Source organism: Shewanella donghaensis (genome assembly GCF_007567505.1).
Classification (GTDB): domain Bacteria; phylum Pseudomonadota; class Gammaproteobacteria; order Enterobacterales; family Shewanellaceae; genus Shewanella; species Shewanella donghaensis.
This window is the reverse complement of sequence record NZ_CP041783.1, coordinates 4,152,509-4,167,603: the sequence shown is the minus strand read 5'-3', so window position 1 is coordinate 4,167,603 and position 15,095 is coordinate 4,152,509. Positions and strand designations below refer to the sequence as shown.

Below are 15,095 nucleotides of genomic sequence, written 5' to 3'. Positions count from 1 at the left end.
AATATTTTTAGTGGTCATCGCCATCGCAATCGTTCGCACCAGAGATCTATTAGCGGTTGTCATGTTAAGCGGCATTTATGGCTTATTATCAGCCTGTTTTTTCGTGGTACTTGACGCTGTGGACGTGGCTTTTACCGAAGCTTCAGTGGGCGCGGGAATATCTGGCTTACTCATGTTGGCGGCCATTACCATCACAGGTCGAACAGAAGCGCCAAAACGCCATAAACCCTTTCTGGCACTATTTGTGGTACTAGTCACTGGTAGCATGCTGATTTACGGCACCATGGATATGCCTTATTTTGGCGATCCTGATGCCCCTGTGCATCAACATGTTGCTCCTCGTTATATTAATGACTCAATGCAGGAAGTCGGCGTCCCTAATATTGTGACTTCTGTTTTAGGCAGCTACCGTGCATTTGATACCTTAGGTGAAGTCGCCGTTATTTTTACCGCAGGCATTGGTGTGCTTTCATTGTTATCACTGCCAAGGCGCCGTAAAAAGAGCCCATCAGATGAAGCCACCGAAGAGCAGATGCATGAGCGCCATATGGTTGTGCGTGTCGTCAGTAAAGCCCTTATCCCTTTCATCTTGTTGTTTGCTTTATATGTTCAATTTCATGGTGACTTTGGTCCTGGCGGGGGCTTCCAAGCAGGCGTGATCTTCGCAGCTGCAATTATTCTCTACACCATGCTATTTGGTTTAGATACTGCACAAAAGGTATTTAATCCATCGCTAATTCAACTGCTCGCTGCGGTGGGACTTTTGCTCTACGCCTCTGTAGGGGTTGTTTCTATGATAAATGGAGCAAACTTCTTAGATTATAATGTGTTAGCTGATGATCCTATTGCGGGTCAACATATTGGGATACTGGTGATTGAATTAGGGGTAGGTATCACGGTCGCATCGGTCATGCTGAGCATCTTTTTTAACTTTGACGCCCGCAGACAAGCCATTCAAAACAATAACAAACAAAAAGGGGAGCAGGATGTTTCTCGGACTCTATAACTATTGGATCGCAATTTTGCTGATGATGATTGGTTTTTATATCGTTATCGCCCATGGCAACTTGGTTAAGAAGCTGGTTGGACTCACTATTTTTCAAACCTCGGTATTTATCTTTTATATCAGCGTAGGCGTAGTTGAACGTGGCAGCGCCCCCATCTTAGCTGAAGGGATCAGCGACTACTCTAATCCTCTGCCCCATGTGTTAATCCTTACCGCCATTGTGGTAGGTATTGCTACTACCGCGCTGGGTCTGGCACTGGTCATCAGAATCAAAGAATCATATGGCTGTGTCGAAGAAGATGAAATACAAAAACTAGATCAGCTAAACGAGGAAGAATCATAGTGTTAGCTCACCTGCCTATTTTACAAGTCGTGGTGCCGCTAATGGCTGCACCATTATGCTGGTTCTTAAACCGTTCAAAACTGGTGTGGATATTTTCCCTATTGGTCTGTGCTGCGACTTGTGTCAACAGCATACTATTGCTGATAGAAGTCATGAAATCTGGGACCATTATCTACGAACTTGGGGGCTGGGAAGCACCTTGGGGGATTGAATTCCGCATAGATAAACTCAATGCCTTTTTACTGCTGATTATCTCGAGCATTGCTACAGTGGTGATGTTTGCCGCAAACACCAGCATTCAAAAAGAATTGAGTGAAGACCGCCACACCCTATTTTATAGCCTCTACCTGCTATCTTTAACAGGCATGTACGGCATCGTGGCGACTGGCGATGCATTTAATGTGTTTGTATTTTTAGAGATTTCATCCTTGTCTGCCTATGCCTTAATCGCCTTAGGTAATGACAGACGTGCACTTTGGGCCGCTTTCCAATACCTGATTATGGGAACCATTGGTGCCACCTTTATTTTGATTGGTATCGGCATGCTCTATCAAATGACGGGCACGCTAAACATGAGCGATCTCGCCATCAGATTAGTTGATGTTGGCCATACCCGCACAGTGTTTGCCGCATTCGCCTTCTTAATTGTCGGCATCTGCTTGAAGCTGGCTCTATTCCCACTCCACCTGTGGTTGCCTAATGCTTATGCCTACGCACCTTCAATAGTAACGGCGTTTTTAGCGGCTACCTCGACAAAGGTTGCAGTCTACTTACTGATCCGATTTACTTTTACCGTATTTGGCATCAGTTTCTCGTTTACCACCCTCCCCTTACAAAGCATTTTAATGGTGCTCGGATTGGTGGGCGTTTTTGTTGCTTCTATCACCGCGATATATCAGCAAAATGTTAAACATATCTTGGCCTACTCAAGTATCGCGCAAGTCGGCTATATGATCATCGGTTACTCCATTAATACCAGCACAGGCGTGATGGCAACATTACTGCATCTGTTTAACCATGCCTTAATGAAAAGCGCCCTATTTTTAGCATTAGGCGCCGTAATGTACCGCATCGGCAGCGTTCAATTGAGTCAATTCCAAGGCTTAGGGCGACAAATGCCATTAACTATGGCAGCCATTGTCATCGGCGGGTTAAGTCTTATTGGCGTGCCATTAACCGTCGGCTTTATCAGCAAATGGTATCTGCTTATCGCCAGTGTGGAAGCCGGTATGTGGCCAGTTGCCGTACTTATCCTATTGGGCTCGTTACTGGCAATTGTCTATATCTGGCGAATTGTGGAAATGGCTTACTTTAGGCCACCACTGCCCGGGCGCGATACGGTCGAAGAGGCACCTTGGACATTCCTCGGTCCTATTTGGGTTCTCGTCATCGCTAATATCTATTTCGGTATCGATACTCGCCTGAGTGTGCAAGTGGCACAGGCGGCTTCTCAAAGCTTGTTTGGAATAACCCCATGAATCCATCTTTAGCGCTGATGTTACAGCTAACTATCCTATTGCCTCTGCTGGCAACCTTTGCAATAGCAGTGACAGGAAAGAAACCTAATCTTCGTGAGGCTGTCACCATCAGTATCAGTCTTGCGGTACTTTATTGCGTGATAAACCTCTACCAAGCGCTTAAGGCCGGAGAGAGCATTGAGGTCTCTTGGTGGGAGCTTATGCCAGGCTTAGAGATAAGCTTTGTTGTTGAACCATTAGGGATGTTGTTCGCGCTAGTGGCCAGTTTTCTTTGGCTAATTACCACCATTTATGCCATTGGCTATATGCGTGGTCATGGAGAAGATAACCAAACCCGCTTCTACATTTGCTTCGCTTTAGCCATTAGTGCGGTTATGGGGCTGGCCTTTTCAGCCAACCTATTTACCCTATTTATCTTTTATGAAGTAATAACGCTATCAACCTATCCGCTGGTCACACATGCGGGTACAGACAAAGCGAAACAAGGTGGTCGTGTCTACCTTGGTATTTTACTTAGCACCTCAATCGCCTTCTTCCTGTTAGCCATTGTATTAACTTGGTTGACCAGCGGCACTCTTGAATTTACCGCAGGCGGAGTGTTTGACGACAATGTTGATACCACTCTCGCAGGCGCTATCTTAGTGCTATTTATATTTGGTATTGGTAAAGCAGCCATTATGCCCTTTCATCGCTGGCTACCTGCAGCCATGGTTGCACCCACACCCGTAAGCGCCCTGTTGCATGCTGTGGCGGTGGTAAAAGCGGGAGTATTTACGGTACTCAAAGTCTGTATTTTTATTTTTGGACTCGACTTATTACCCACTCTGCCCACCACAGAGTTTTTGCTGTACTTAGCGACGTTCTCAGTATTAGTCGCCTCAATAATAGCGATGCGACAAGACAACTTAAAAGCCAGATTGGCCTACTCTACTGTGAGTCAATTGGGCTATATCACTATCGGAGCACTGCTGGCGACCTCATCAGGTGTTATCGGGAGCGCTATGCATATTGCCTCCCACGCCTTTGGCAAAATCACCTTGTTCTTTTGTGCTGGTGCTATTTTGGTGGCTTGTCATAAATCTAAGGTCAGCGAGATGCGCGGCATAGGTTATACGATGCCAATCACCATGGCCGCTTTTTTCATTGGCAGCCTTAGTATTATCGGCGTGCCACCAGCAGGCGGAACATGGAGTAAATGGTTCCTATTGATGGCTACCGTAGAAACAGGCTATTGGGTCGTCATGGTCACCTTGATGCTCAGCTCTTTACTCAATATCGCCTACCTACTGCCTATCCCTTATCATGCATTTTTCCCTGGTAAGGGCGAGAAGCCAGAAAATAGCGCGATCAAAGAAGCGCCATTGCCCTCTTTGATTGCATTAACGATCACATCATTAGGCTGCTTGATTATGTTCATCCACCCACAGCCCGTTTATGAATTGGCGAAAGCTATCTTGACTGTATCTGGAGTTAGCCATGGACAATAACATCGACAATAACATGGACAATAAAAAGCAGTACATTTTTGATAACCCCAAAAATATCCAGCGAGTGTTATACCTGTTATACGCCTGCTGCACATTACTTGTGGTACTGGATTTTGTTATCCATCGTCATGTTTCTCATAGCTGGGAAAACTTACCTATTTTTTATCCACTCTATGGCTTTGTCGGCTGCGTAATCTTGGTATTGGTCGCTAGCTGGATGCGTACCTTTTTGATGCGTCCAGAAGATTATTATGGACCCGTTGAAGAACTTGATGACAGCAAGATTGAAATAGTAGACGTCAGCGATGGCCACGCCAAAGAAGCTAACGATAACAAAAAAGGTGATCGCAATGTGGATGCTTGAGTTACCGCCCTTTGTCCTGTTTTTAATTGGCGGATTGATCGCTGCTACAACTCGTGGAAAACTCCGCGGCGCATTGATGATTGCAATTCCGATCATCAGCGGATTGCACTTGTGGACCGTACCCGAGGGTATCCACCTGCAATTTATGTTTTTAGACTATCAATTAGTTCCCTACCGCGCTGACAAATTGAGCCTGATGTTTGGCTATATTTTTCATATTGCCGCTTTGATCACCATCATCTATTCACTGCACGTTAAAGATACCGTGCAGCAAGTGGCAGCCATGCTATACGCAGGTAGCGCCATTGGCGCGGTGTTTGCTGGCGACTTGATTACGCTATTTGTGTTTTGGGAGCTTTTGGCATTTACCTCAGTATTTTTGATTTGGGCTCGCCGAACTCCAGCTGCCTATAGTGCAGGAATGCGCTATCTCATCATGCAAGTACTCTCAGGGGTTATTCTGCTAGTCGGTGCGTTGTTTCATATCGCTAAAACAGGCAGCGTCTCCTTTGACTATATCGGCTTAGATGGCATAGCTGGTTGGCTTATCTTTATCGCCTTTGGTATTAAGTGTGCGTTTCCTTTTGCTCATACTTGGCTTACCGACGCTTACCCAGAAGCTACGCCAACGGGTACCGTTATTCTCAGTGCTTTTACCACTAAGGTGGCAGTATATGCACTGGCTCGAGCCTACCCCGGTACAGAGCTGCTAATTTATATTGGCGCAGCAATGACCTGTTTCCCGATTTTCTTTGCGGTAATTGAAAACGATCTTCGCCGCGTACTGGCTTATAGCTTGATAAACCAAGTGGGCTTTATGGTGGTCGGTATCGGTATCGGTACCTCACTCGCATTAAACGGTGCAGTGTCTCACGCCTTTAACGATGTGATCTTTAAAGGCTTGCTATTTATGAGCATGGGCGCGGTATTACACATGACTGGACGAATAAATGGCTCCGATCTGGGCGGCCTTTATAAAACCATGCCCAAAACCACCATACTGTGTATTGTCGGTGCAGCCTCTATCTCTGCATTCCCACTGTTTAGCGGTTTTGTCAGTAAATCTATGGTGATGTCAGCCGCACTTGAAAATGGCAATGACTGGGTTTGGTTAATGCTATTGTTTGCCTCGGCGGGTGTGTTCCACCACGCAGGTATCAAGATCCCCTACTTTGCGTTCTTCGCCCATGACTCGGGCATTAGAGCAAACGATCCGCCAAACAACATGTTGTTGGCCATGTTTATTTCGGCCTGCCTATGTATAGGCATTGGTATCTACCCAGCTGCGCTTTACTCGCTGCTGCCATACGATACTGGCTACAACCCTTATGATGCGACCCACGTACTAGCACAGACACAGCTGTTGCTATTCTCAGCACTGGCCTTTGTTTGGTTAAACCTTAAAGGTAAGTATCCACCTGAACTGCGCTCAACTCACCTTGACGTTGATTGGGTATACAGGCGTTTAGTACCAAATGCTCTGCAGCGAATGTTTGCGGTAATTTGGAAAGTCGATGCTGACGTGCGCCAATCAGTACGTGGCAAGTTAAACCAATGTCAGGCATTTTTAGCACGCCAATACAAAGGCGGTGGTAGCTTTATCTCTACCGACTACCCTTCTGGCAATATGGTGCTTTGGGTAGCGGTTATTCTAGCAACCTATCTGTTTATTGGCTTTGTGAGCTAATAGGACTCATCAAGATAAAAGCTAGCCTGTTTGCTGACGATAATGGTAAATAGGCTAGTTTCAAAGTCTTGGCGTTAACGAAGGATTAAGTGGATAAATAGCCATGCTACCCAAACAAAAAAGCGACCCTAAGGTCGCTTTTTTACTCTCTAAATTCTAAATAAAGCCAGCAACTCATAATCGATAAGTAAGGGCAAAGATAATTGTATGCCATTTTAAGGCAAGAAATTAAATTCCCCCTGACTACTTACTCTTCGTTTGGTCATCGCGTAGTAGTTATTTATAGCTTATTCTATTGATGCTTTGTGCGAGTGCGACAACTCAAATTCTCCCCAATTAAATCAGAAAGTTAACAATTATTTATTAAGCTCATAATTTCGATAGTATTGTCACCATTAGATTTATGTTCAAATCTTTTCGCCTTAAGACCATTTGAGCAGATCACATCCGGTACCTTGTACATCACCATTTCTTTTCGTTCTATCTAAAGCAGGCAAATTAATGAACAGTGGGGCAGAGCCTGACTAATCCCTACTAAATACTAAGCAGAAACTATAAGATATTTATATTAGATTAAAACATTCATAGCATTTGGCGATCACATTTATCGCCAAACAAAAATAACCATGAGCAAATGCCATGAATGCGAAACAAATTTCGTCAAAATGTCTATCATTTGTCACCCAGTTAATGCACAAAATCAATGAATGGTGGTTCGCTTTCTAACACTGGGCTTGGCCGTGATATTGAGAGTAAAGCCATGGAAAAAAGAGATTAAACTCGTTAATAGGCTTTGTAGTAATGACTACTTACATCGTGATATAGATGTCTATATACACCCGCATGACCAGCTTACTCGTCGGAAAATGCAACAACCCATCATCCATATCGATTGGTCAGATCTTGATTACCGAAAATAGTACTTTCTCATTAGAGTCTCGCTTGTAGCTCAAGGGTGATCACTGACACTTTATGCAGAAATACATCCGCTAAATAGAAAAGATAAACCAAACACACATCGACTATTTCTGACCAAACTGAAGACAATGTTACCCCATGATTGCAAGCTCATCATAGTCACCGATGCGGGTTTTCGAATCCCCTCGTTTAAGCAAATTATGTCGCTAAACTAGGATTACGCAGGCAGATTTAGAAACTGAACACACGGCAAAAAGTCTCCAGTAGATAGCTGGTATCCCGTTGAGCAACGCTATGTTCAAGCAACAGCCAGTGCCGAAAGTCTTGGATTTTACTTTTTAGTTGATCAAGTCTCTTTTAAATCACGTTTACTCATTTTCAAGCGCTATGCAAAAGGTCGAAAAGATAAAGTGGTCACGGGTGAAAAAACAAGACGGAGCAAAAGTCGAGTGCAAGTGCAGAGTGAGAAAAAGAGCCTTGGCTATTAGCCACATCACTTTGTAACTCAAATGCTACAGTTAAAAGAATCGTTAAAATTTATGCGACAAGGACGCAGATAAAAGAAAGCTTTAGATATGAAAAAACAGGCCTAAAAATAAATGATAGCGGCACAAGCATCCTATTAAACTCGTGGGATTCCCTCAGACTCTGGCCCCACTCAATCCCAGCATAGATTGGAGTATTTATTGTTAAAAAACCGCTAAGGTATTAATATATAAAAATTTTTATAAAAACCTTTTTAAACCAACCTTAGAGATGATATCATTTTGTTAAAATAACCAGCTTAAAAGGATGTAAGCGTTATGCTTAAAGTTTCAAAAATATTTTCTATAATATTACTCACCTTGATACTCATTGCTTGTGGTAATGAAAATGAAAGCAATGGAGAAGAGATAACTCCACCAACAAATCAGCTACCAGATGTCTATGCAGGTAGTGACAATTCATTAGAAGAAAATATCATAGCTAAGCTTGTAGGTAGCGCAACTGATAATGATGGAACCATAGTGAGCTACCAATGGCTTCAAATAGCTGGAACCCCAGTATCGTTAGACTCTCCAGATAATATCAATACCACATTTAACACACCTGAAGTCACAGTTGATGAAGTCTTTACTTTTGAATTAACAGCAACGGACAATGACGGAGGTGAAGCATCTGACACCGTTGTGATTACTATACTTAACGTTAATCAAGCTCCTGTAGTCGAAGCTGGTGAAAATCAAACAGTTAAAAGTAATGATTTGGTAACACTTACAGGCAACGCTAGCGATCAAGACGGTGAGGTTGTAACCACAGTTTGGAAACAAACTGTTGGTACTGCAGTCATACTTAGAACGCCTAACCAAATCAGTACAGAATTTACTGTTGACCATTTCACCGAGAATGAAGTGCTGAAATTTAGTTTTAGCGCAACCGACTCTTTAGGTGCGCAGTCAACGGAATATGTTGAGGTTTTCGTTAGCGTTACCGATATTACTCCAACTGTATCGGCCGGTGAGGAACAACTTATATTCAATGGTAGTACAGTCTCTTTGATAGGCACTGCTTCGGCTAATAATGGTGGCACAATTGCTAGTTATCAATGGGAACAGGTATCGGGCACGCAGGTTGTATTAGATGCCCCCAACGCTGAAGTCACGACCTTTGAAATACCAGAAGGGCTAACCGATGAAGTACTGATTTTTGAGTTTAAAGCTACTGACAATGCAGGTAATACAGCAGATTCAATAACTAATGTAGTCATTTCCAGTCAAGCTTTACTCGCTGACGTTGGCATACCCGATAATATGTTTGATAGCTGTATTGTTTACAATATTGATGGCTCTGACTTTGGCTTAGAGTATGTGCACGAAGCTAGGTCATTAATCTGTTTTTACGACGAATATGAAGGCTATAGCTCACAATTAAGTTCTTTAGATGGTTTATCTAAGCTGTTTAATCTAAGAAATTTAGGCCTACACTATCAAGGTAACCTTACTAAAGAAGAGTTTGGTCAAATGATCGCTCTAAATGCGCTTGAAAGCTTAACTATTACTGAATCTACATTCCAAGACTTTACTACTATCTCCAATAAAGTTGCGTTAAACCAACTGTCACTTTTGGATACGAGTATTAACAATCTTGAGGGGCTCGGTAAACTTAAAAACCTTACCCAAATTTCAATATCAAATGGTGATATAGACCAAATACCTAACATTCAAAACCTAAAAAGTCTTGAGTCTCTAGCCATCGTTAATAATAATCTGACAGATATTAGTGCAGTTGGTGCACTATCAAACTTAGGCAGTCTCGACTTAAAAGGGAATGCCATCGTTAATTACAGTGCCCTCAACAATCTCAAGCAGCTAACCTACTTAAATTTAAGTGATAATGAACTGAGTGGTTCTTTTACAGTTAATGAATTGCCGAAGCTGCAATCATTGTGGATTGATAATAATGATTTATCAGAAATCACCAATATTACAGAACGTTTTCCTGAATTATGGAGTTTTCGAAGTGTGGGAAATCCGCTAACTGATATCAGTGGGTTAAGTAATAACACGGTATTAAATCAAATCCAAATTGAAGAGTCATTACTTACTGAGTTGCCTGCAATAGAGAATTTACCGGAACTAAATAGTATTAACCTAAGCAATAATGAACTACTCAATAGTGTTGGGCAACTTGAAAACCTACCCGAACTTGAACGTATTCATATACACACAAGTAATATTGATACTTTCCTCGATTTATCAGGCCTTGAAGCATTAAAGTCACTGGCAATAACAAGTTCAAAGATACATGAAATATCTGACTTATCTGGCCATGCTAGTTTAGCCAATTTAGTACTTTCTAATAACCTGATCGAAAGTATTGAAGCTGGCAATCTTCCTACAGCTTTGACTTATCTATCTTTATCAAATAATAAACTCACCACTCTTCCTGTGTTATCAGGATTTGACTCGTTATCTAGTTTGAACCTTGATAATAATGAAATTTCAACTATCACTTTAGGAAGTCACCTGCCTGAGCTCTATTCACTAGACCTAGAAAATAATGGTATTACAAGCTTGGATTGGGTGAGCGATTACAACCCTACTAGCGTAATCAACTTATCATCTAATGGAGTGAGCACAGTCACCGAACTAATTGATTTAACAACCAGTAATTTCTACTTACGCAACACGCAAATATCTTGCGAGGATATAGCTAAACTCCAGGAAACTAAGTGGGTTTGGAGCGATTGCCAATAGTTACCTTATTACTCGTCGTAAAAAATTAATTAAATGGGGCAGATAAGCCGGTTATTGGTGAACTCTGCTCCGGTGTAGCATTTAGTTCACCAACTCCAATAAGTGGGGTCTGAGTCTGACGAATCTCCACGAAATACTAAGCAGAAAAAATAAGATATTTAAATTAGGTTGGAACATTCATGGCATTTGGCGATCACATTGATATCGCCAAACAAAATAACCACGAGCAAATGCCATGAATGCGAAACCAGTTTTGTCACAATGCCTATCATTTGTCACCCCGTTAATGCACAAACTCACCGATAAAGTTTGTACTGTGTAATCGAAAGCTCAATGAATCGTGGTTCGCTTTCTATCACTGGCCTTGGCCGTGATATCGATAGTAAAGCCATCGAAAATATATGATTAAACGCGTTGATAGGCTTTGTAGTAATGAACACTTACATCGTGATATCACGTTTATATACACCCGCATGAGGTGTTTGCTCGTCGGGAAAATGAAACAACCCATTATTCATATCGATTGGTCAGGTCTTGATGACCGCAAACAGCACTTTCTCATTCGGGCATCGCTTGCAGCTCAAGGGCGATCGCTGACACTTTATGAAGAAATACACCCGCTAAATAGAAAAGAGAAAGCTAAAACACTGAAAAATCTCCGATAGATAGCTGGTATCCCGTTAAGCAACACTATGTGCCAGCAACAGCCAGAGTCAAAAGCCTTGTCGTTTAGTTTTGAGGTGAGCAAGTCTCTTTTAAATCACATTTAGTCATTTTCAAGCGCAGCGAAAAAGGTCGAAAAAATAAATTGAACAAGGGTGATAAAGGGAGACGAAGTAAAAAGTCTCGTGCAAATGCAGGGCGAGAAATGAATGATGGTGGCATCAGGAATCAAGATAAATTAAGCGTGCTCTTGCACATAGCCTGCTTATCACAATTTATACTTTACCAGCTTGGTTTGGCCATCAAAGCTGCAAATAACCACAGGCAGTAACGAGTAAATTAGATAAAGAATTGCAATTTTCTCTCAAACCAATTTATTAGCTGAGAGCCTAAAGGATAGGAATTTATAGCAGTTGAAATCACATTTACAATTAGCCTGCAGGATTTAGTGAGGGAACCACAAGCATCCTTTTAAATTCATGGGGTTCCCTCAGACTCTGGCATAACTTATTTTAACCGTATTGGTTAACCTGCTTTAGCTTGGATCCTGTAGGCATGTAGCAAAGGTTCTGTATAACCAGAAGGCTGAGATTTACCTTTGAAGATAAGATCGCAAGCAGCTTTAAAGGCTATCCCGTCAAAGGTAGGTGCCATATTGATATACAGTGGATCAGCTGCATTTTGAGTATCCACCACAGCAGCCATTTTTTTCAGCGCTGTCATCACCTCTGCTTCACTGCATAAGCCATGCTCAAGCCAATTAGCTAAGTATTGCGATGAGATCCGCAAGGTCGCTCTGTCTTCCATCAAACCAACATTATTAATATCAGGCACTTTCGAGCAACCGACTCCTTGGTCAATCCAACGCACCACATATCCCAGAATACCCTGTGCATTATTTTCTAGCTCAAAGGTAATTTGTTGTTGGGTTAATGTTGTCGCTTCATTAAGCAATGGAATCGTCAACAAGTCGTCAATGCTGGCACGTTTACGCTGCTTAATTTGTTGCTGAACTTCGGCAACATTTATTTGATGATAATGGGTTGAATGCAGCACGGCACCATTTGGCGATGGAACCCAGGCCGTATTTGCCCCCGCTTTTGGGTGAGCCACTTTTTGTTCTAGCATAGCCGCCATTTCATCTGGCATCGGCCACATGCCTTTACCTATCTGAGAGCGACCTTGTAAGCCACATTCAAGTCCAATATCGACATTCCAATCTTCATAAGCAGTAATCCATTTTTGCTGCTTCATCACAGATTTGGGGACAAAGGCGCCCGCTAACATTGAGGTATGGAGTTCATCACCGGTACGGTCGAGAAAACCAGTATTAATAAAGACAACGCGCGCTTGCGCGACCCTTATGCACTCTTTCAAGTTGAGTGTGGTTCTGCGCTCTTCATCCATTATGCCGACTTTGATGGTATTACGGGGGAGTATGAGTGCATCTTCTATCTTGGTAAACAAGTCACAAGTAAATTGCACTTCTTCTGGGCCATGCATTTTAGGTTTGACAATATTCACTGACCCTTTACGACTATTACTGCGACCATTATTGTTACCTTTAAGGTCATGCATAGCGGCAAGCACAGTGATCATGCCATCCAATATGCCTTCAGGTACTTCATTGCCATTTTTATCTAGCACGGCATCAATCGTCATCAAGTGACCCACATTACGCACAAATAACAAACTTCTACCGGGTAACGTCACTGTCTCAGTGTCAGCATTCACAGCGCTATAAACGCGATCATCATTAAGCTCTCTAATGACTTCTTTACCATTTTTAGTCAGTGAGGCAGTTAAGTTGCCTTTCATCAAACCTAACCAATTACGGTAAATTTCAACTTTGTCTTCAGCATCAACGGCAGCGACAGAGTCTTCGCAATCCATAATGGTCGTCACTGCGGCTTCAACCAACAGGTCTTTAACCCCTGCATTATCACTACCACCAATAACACTGTCAGGATCAATTTGGATCTCAATATGCAAACCATTATTAACCAGCAAAATAGCACTCGGCGCAGCCGCACTACCTTGGTAACCCACACACTTTTGTGGTTGGGTTAATGTTGTGGTCGTGCCATCTGTTAACTGCATACGTAATAAGTCAGCATCAATAAAATAACGCGTCACATCAGCGTGGCAGCCTTGCACTAATGGCGCTGCAGTATCTAAGTGATGTTTTGCAAACGCGATAACTTTTTCACCCCTTAAAGGGTTGTACTGTTTAGTAAGCTCAGCGCCACCTTGTGGTGATATTGCATCAGTTCCATATAACGCATCATATAAACTGCCCCAACGCGCATTGGCAGCGTTAAGTGCAAAGCGCGCATTTTTTACTGGCACAACTAATTGTGGCCCAGCTTGCGCTGCTATTTCATGATCCACATTTTCAGTGCTAATTTGAAACGCATCACCCTCTGGCACTAGGTAGCCTATTTCGGATAGAAAAGCTTTATATTGGGCAGGGTTAAAGGCTTTAGCAGGGTGCTTTGTATGCCATTGATCAATTTGTTGCTGCAGGTGCTGCCTTTTTTCTAAAATCGTCACATTAACCGGAGAAAACTCGGTAACAATATCTTCAAACTTTGTCCAAAATTCAGCAGAATTAATGCCAATATCAGGGCAGATTTCACGATCAACCAGTTGCCACAATTCTTGCGCTATTTGTAAACCGCCTACTTTAATTCGTGCTGTCATTTTTATCCCTACCCTTAATTCCAGTGCGCTGAACTTAAAAACCATTCAAATCTATTATTAATCGTTAATTCGCAGCAAAACTTTACTTTATATCAAAGCAGCATCATCTATCCAATTTATACTTGTTATCATCAACATTCACCAAATCTATGGCAAAACTGCTGTTTTTGGTTAATTTACAACGTTTCAGTAATTAAAATAACAAGGTTAAACATCCCCTCTATTGATTTCATCTGCCGTTTGAGTGATTAATTGACGCATCCATTTATGTGCTGGATTATGCTGAAGCAAAGGGCTCCAAGCCATAGTCAATGCGATGGGCGGAATAACAAATGGCGGCGCAACAATACTCACCCGGTCATTATTCTCGTGCTGACGAGCCATCTTACTTGGTATTGTTGCGATCAAATCCTGTTGCTCAGCCAACAAACACGCAGCTTGGTAATGGCGAGTAAATACCGTTATTTGCCGTTTTACGCCAATTCGAGTTAATGCTTCATCCACCCAACCTAAGCGCTGAACATCAGCAGGATCCATCCCGACGCCAACACCCATTCCGGTTTTACTCACCCACACATGTTTGGCTTGCAAATAACTGTCTAATGAAAACTGTTCCAAAACTGGATTGTTCTTACTAATCAAGCAACTAAAGTCATCATTCCACAAAACTTTCTGGTGAAATGATTGCGGAATACTGTCGAAACGATTGATTACCATATCGACTCTACCTTGTTCTACATCAGGGAAACTGACGTCACTTGGGGTCATGATATCTAATATAATGTTGGGTGCTTGCGTACGAAGTTTTGCAATTAGCGGAGGAAGTAAGGTCGATTCAGCATAATCACTGGCCATGACACGAAAGACTTTTTCACTTTCTTGTGCATCAAATTCGGTGCGTGGCTGTACGGCTTTTTCCAGCCCGAGAATCAACTGACTGATTACGGGTTGCAATTCATTCGCGCGTTCTGTCGGCGTCATGCCCTGACTGGTGCGAATAAGTAAGGGATCATCAAACAAGGTTCTTAAGCGTTTTAGGCCGTTACTCATTGCTGGTTGGCTAATCCCAAGTTGGTCCGCTGCTTTAGTCACATTTCTTTCACGCAACAAAACATCTAAATAAACAAGGAGGTTCAAGTCGATACGAGACACATTCATAAGATGAATACCGAAAATAGTAAGTATAAATTAGACTTATTTAACCAAATCT

At 42.4% G+C, this 15,095-nt stretch carries 9 protein-coding genes and 2 pseudogenes; 9 read left to right on the top strand and 2 right to left on the bottom strand.

All coding sequences use genetic code 11. The features are described from left to right. Positions 1 to 10: 10 nt before the first annotated feature. The 9 genes and pseudogenes from FPK91_RS17750 to FPK91_RS17710 all read left to right on the top strand — a co-directional run. Positions 11 to 1,006, top strand: coding sequence for a Na(+)/H(+) antiporter subunit B (locus tag FPK91_RS17750; protein WP_264371769.1), 996 nt, complete (start codon positions 11 to 13; stop codon positions 1,004 to 1,006). After that, complete coding sequence (locus tag FPK91_RS17745; protein WP_144212927.1) at positions 987 to 1,349, top strand: cation:proton antiporter subunit C; 363 nt, start codon at positions 987 to 989, stop codon at positions 1,347 to 1,349. Before FPK91_RS17750 ends, FPK91_RS17745 begins: the two co-directional genes overlap by 20 nt. After that, complete coding sequence (locus tag FPK91_RS17740) at positions 1,349 to 2,827, top strand: monovalent cation/H+ antiporter subunit D family protein (RefSeq protein WP_144212925.1); 1,479 nt, start codon at positions 1,349 to 1,351, stop codon at positions 2,825 to 2,827. Before FPK91_RS17745 ends, FPK91_RS17740 begins: the two co-directional genes overlap by 1 nt. Continuing rightward, positions 2,824 to 4,314, top strand: coding sequence for a monovalent cation/H+ antiporter subunit D family protein (locus tag FPK91_RS17735; RefSeq protein ID WP_144212923.1), 1,491 nt, complete (start codon positions 2,824 to 2,826; stop codon positions 4,312 to 4,314). The genes FPK91_RS17740 and FPK91_RS17735 overlap by 4 nt, the downstream gene beginning before the upstream one ends. Then, positions 4,304 to 4,678: a hypothetical protein gene (locus FPK91_RS17730; RefSeq protein ID WP_227006609.1), complete on the top strand. Its 375-nt coding sequence runs from the start codon at positions 4,304 to 4,306 to the stop codon at positions 4,676 to 4,678. Before FPK91_RS17735 ends, FPK91_RS17730 begins: the two co-directional genes overlap by 11 nt. Beyond that, the gene (locus tag FPK91_RS17725) at positions 4,665 to 6,365 is read left to right on the top strand and encodes a Na(+)/H(+) antiporter subunit D (RefSeq protein WP_144212921.1); all 1,701 of its coding nucleotides are present in this window, start codon (positions 4,665 to 4,667) and stop codon (positions 6,363 to 6,365) included. The genes FPK91_RS17730 and FPK91_RS17725 overlap by 14 nt, the downstream gene beginning before the upstream one ends. 639 nt (positions 6,366 to 7,004) lie before the next feature. After that, positions 7,005 to 7,902: pseudogene (locus FPK91_RS17720) on the top strand (IS4 family transposase); the annotation flags it as partial. A gap of 184 nt (positions 7,903 to 8,086) precedes the next feature. Next, positions 8,087 to 10,519 carry a leucine-rich repeat domain-containing protein gene (locus FPK91_RS17715; protein ID WP_144212919.1) on the top strand — a complete coding sequence of 811 codons (2,433 nt, stop codon included), beginning with the start codon at positions 8,087 to 8,089 and terminating at the stop codon, positions 10,517 to 10,519. Positions 10,520 to 10,754: 235 nt separating this feature from the next. Then, positions 10,755 to 11,510 (top strand): annotated as a pseudogene (locus FPK91_RS17710) (IS4 family transposase); the annotation flags it as partial. A 197-nt stretch (positions 11,511 to 11,707) separates the two neighbouring features. On the opposite strand, the gene FPK91_RS17705 reads toward FPK91_RS17710, so the two are convergent. Both FPK91_RS17705 and FPK91_RS17700 read right to left on the bottom strand, forming a co-directional pair. Beyond that, a complete protein-coding gene (locus tag FPK91_RS17705) occupies positions 11,708 to 13,885 on the bottom strand; it encodes a malate synthase G (RefSeq protein WP_144212917.1) in 2,178 nt (725 codons plus the stop codon). Between the two features lie 207 nt (positions 13,886 to 14,092). Beyond that, positions 14,093 to 15,043, bottom strand: a complete 951-nt coding sequence (locus FPK91_RS17700; RefSeq protein ID WP_144212915.1) for a LysR family transcriptional regulator — start codon at positions 15,041 to 15,043, stop codon at positions 14,093 to 14,095. Positions 15,044 to 15,095 lie beyond the last annotated feature (52 nt).

What these genes read in the sequence shown, in the direction of transcription:
- FPK91_RS17745 (WP_144212927.1), top strand. Translation starts at nt 987, where the DNA reads ATGTTTCTCGGACTCTATAACTATTGGATCGCAATTTTGCTGATGATG.
- FPK91_RS17735 (WP_144212923.1), top strand. Translation starts at nt 2,824, where the DNA reads ATGAATCCATCTTTAGCGCTGATGTTACAGCTAACTATCCTATTGCCT.
- FPK91_RS17730 (WP_227006609.1), top strand. Translation starts at nt 4,304, where the DNA reads ATGGACAATAACATCGACAATAACATGGACAATAAAAAGCAGTACATT.
- FPK91_RS17725 (WP_144212921.1), top strand. Translation starts at nt 4,665, where the DNA reads ATGTGGATGCTTGAGTTACCGCCCTTTGTCCTGTTTTTAATTGGCGGA.
- FPK91_RS17715 (WP_144212919.1), top strand. Translation starts at nt 8,087, where the DNA reads ATGCTTAAAGTTTCAAAAATATTTTCTATAATATTACTCACCTTGATA.
- FPK91_RS17705 (WP_144212917.1), bottom strand. Translation starts at nt 13,885, where the DNA reads ATGACAGCACGAATTAAAGTAGGCGGTTTACAAATAGCGCAAGAATTG.
- FPK91_RS17700 (WP_144212915.1), bottom strand. Translation starts at nt 15,043, where the DNA reads ATGAATGTGTCTCGTATCGACTTGAACCTCCTTGTTTATTTAGATGTT.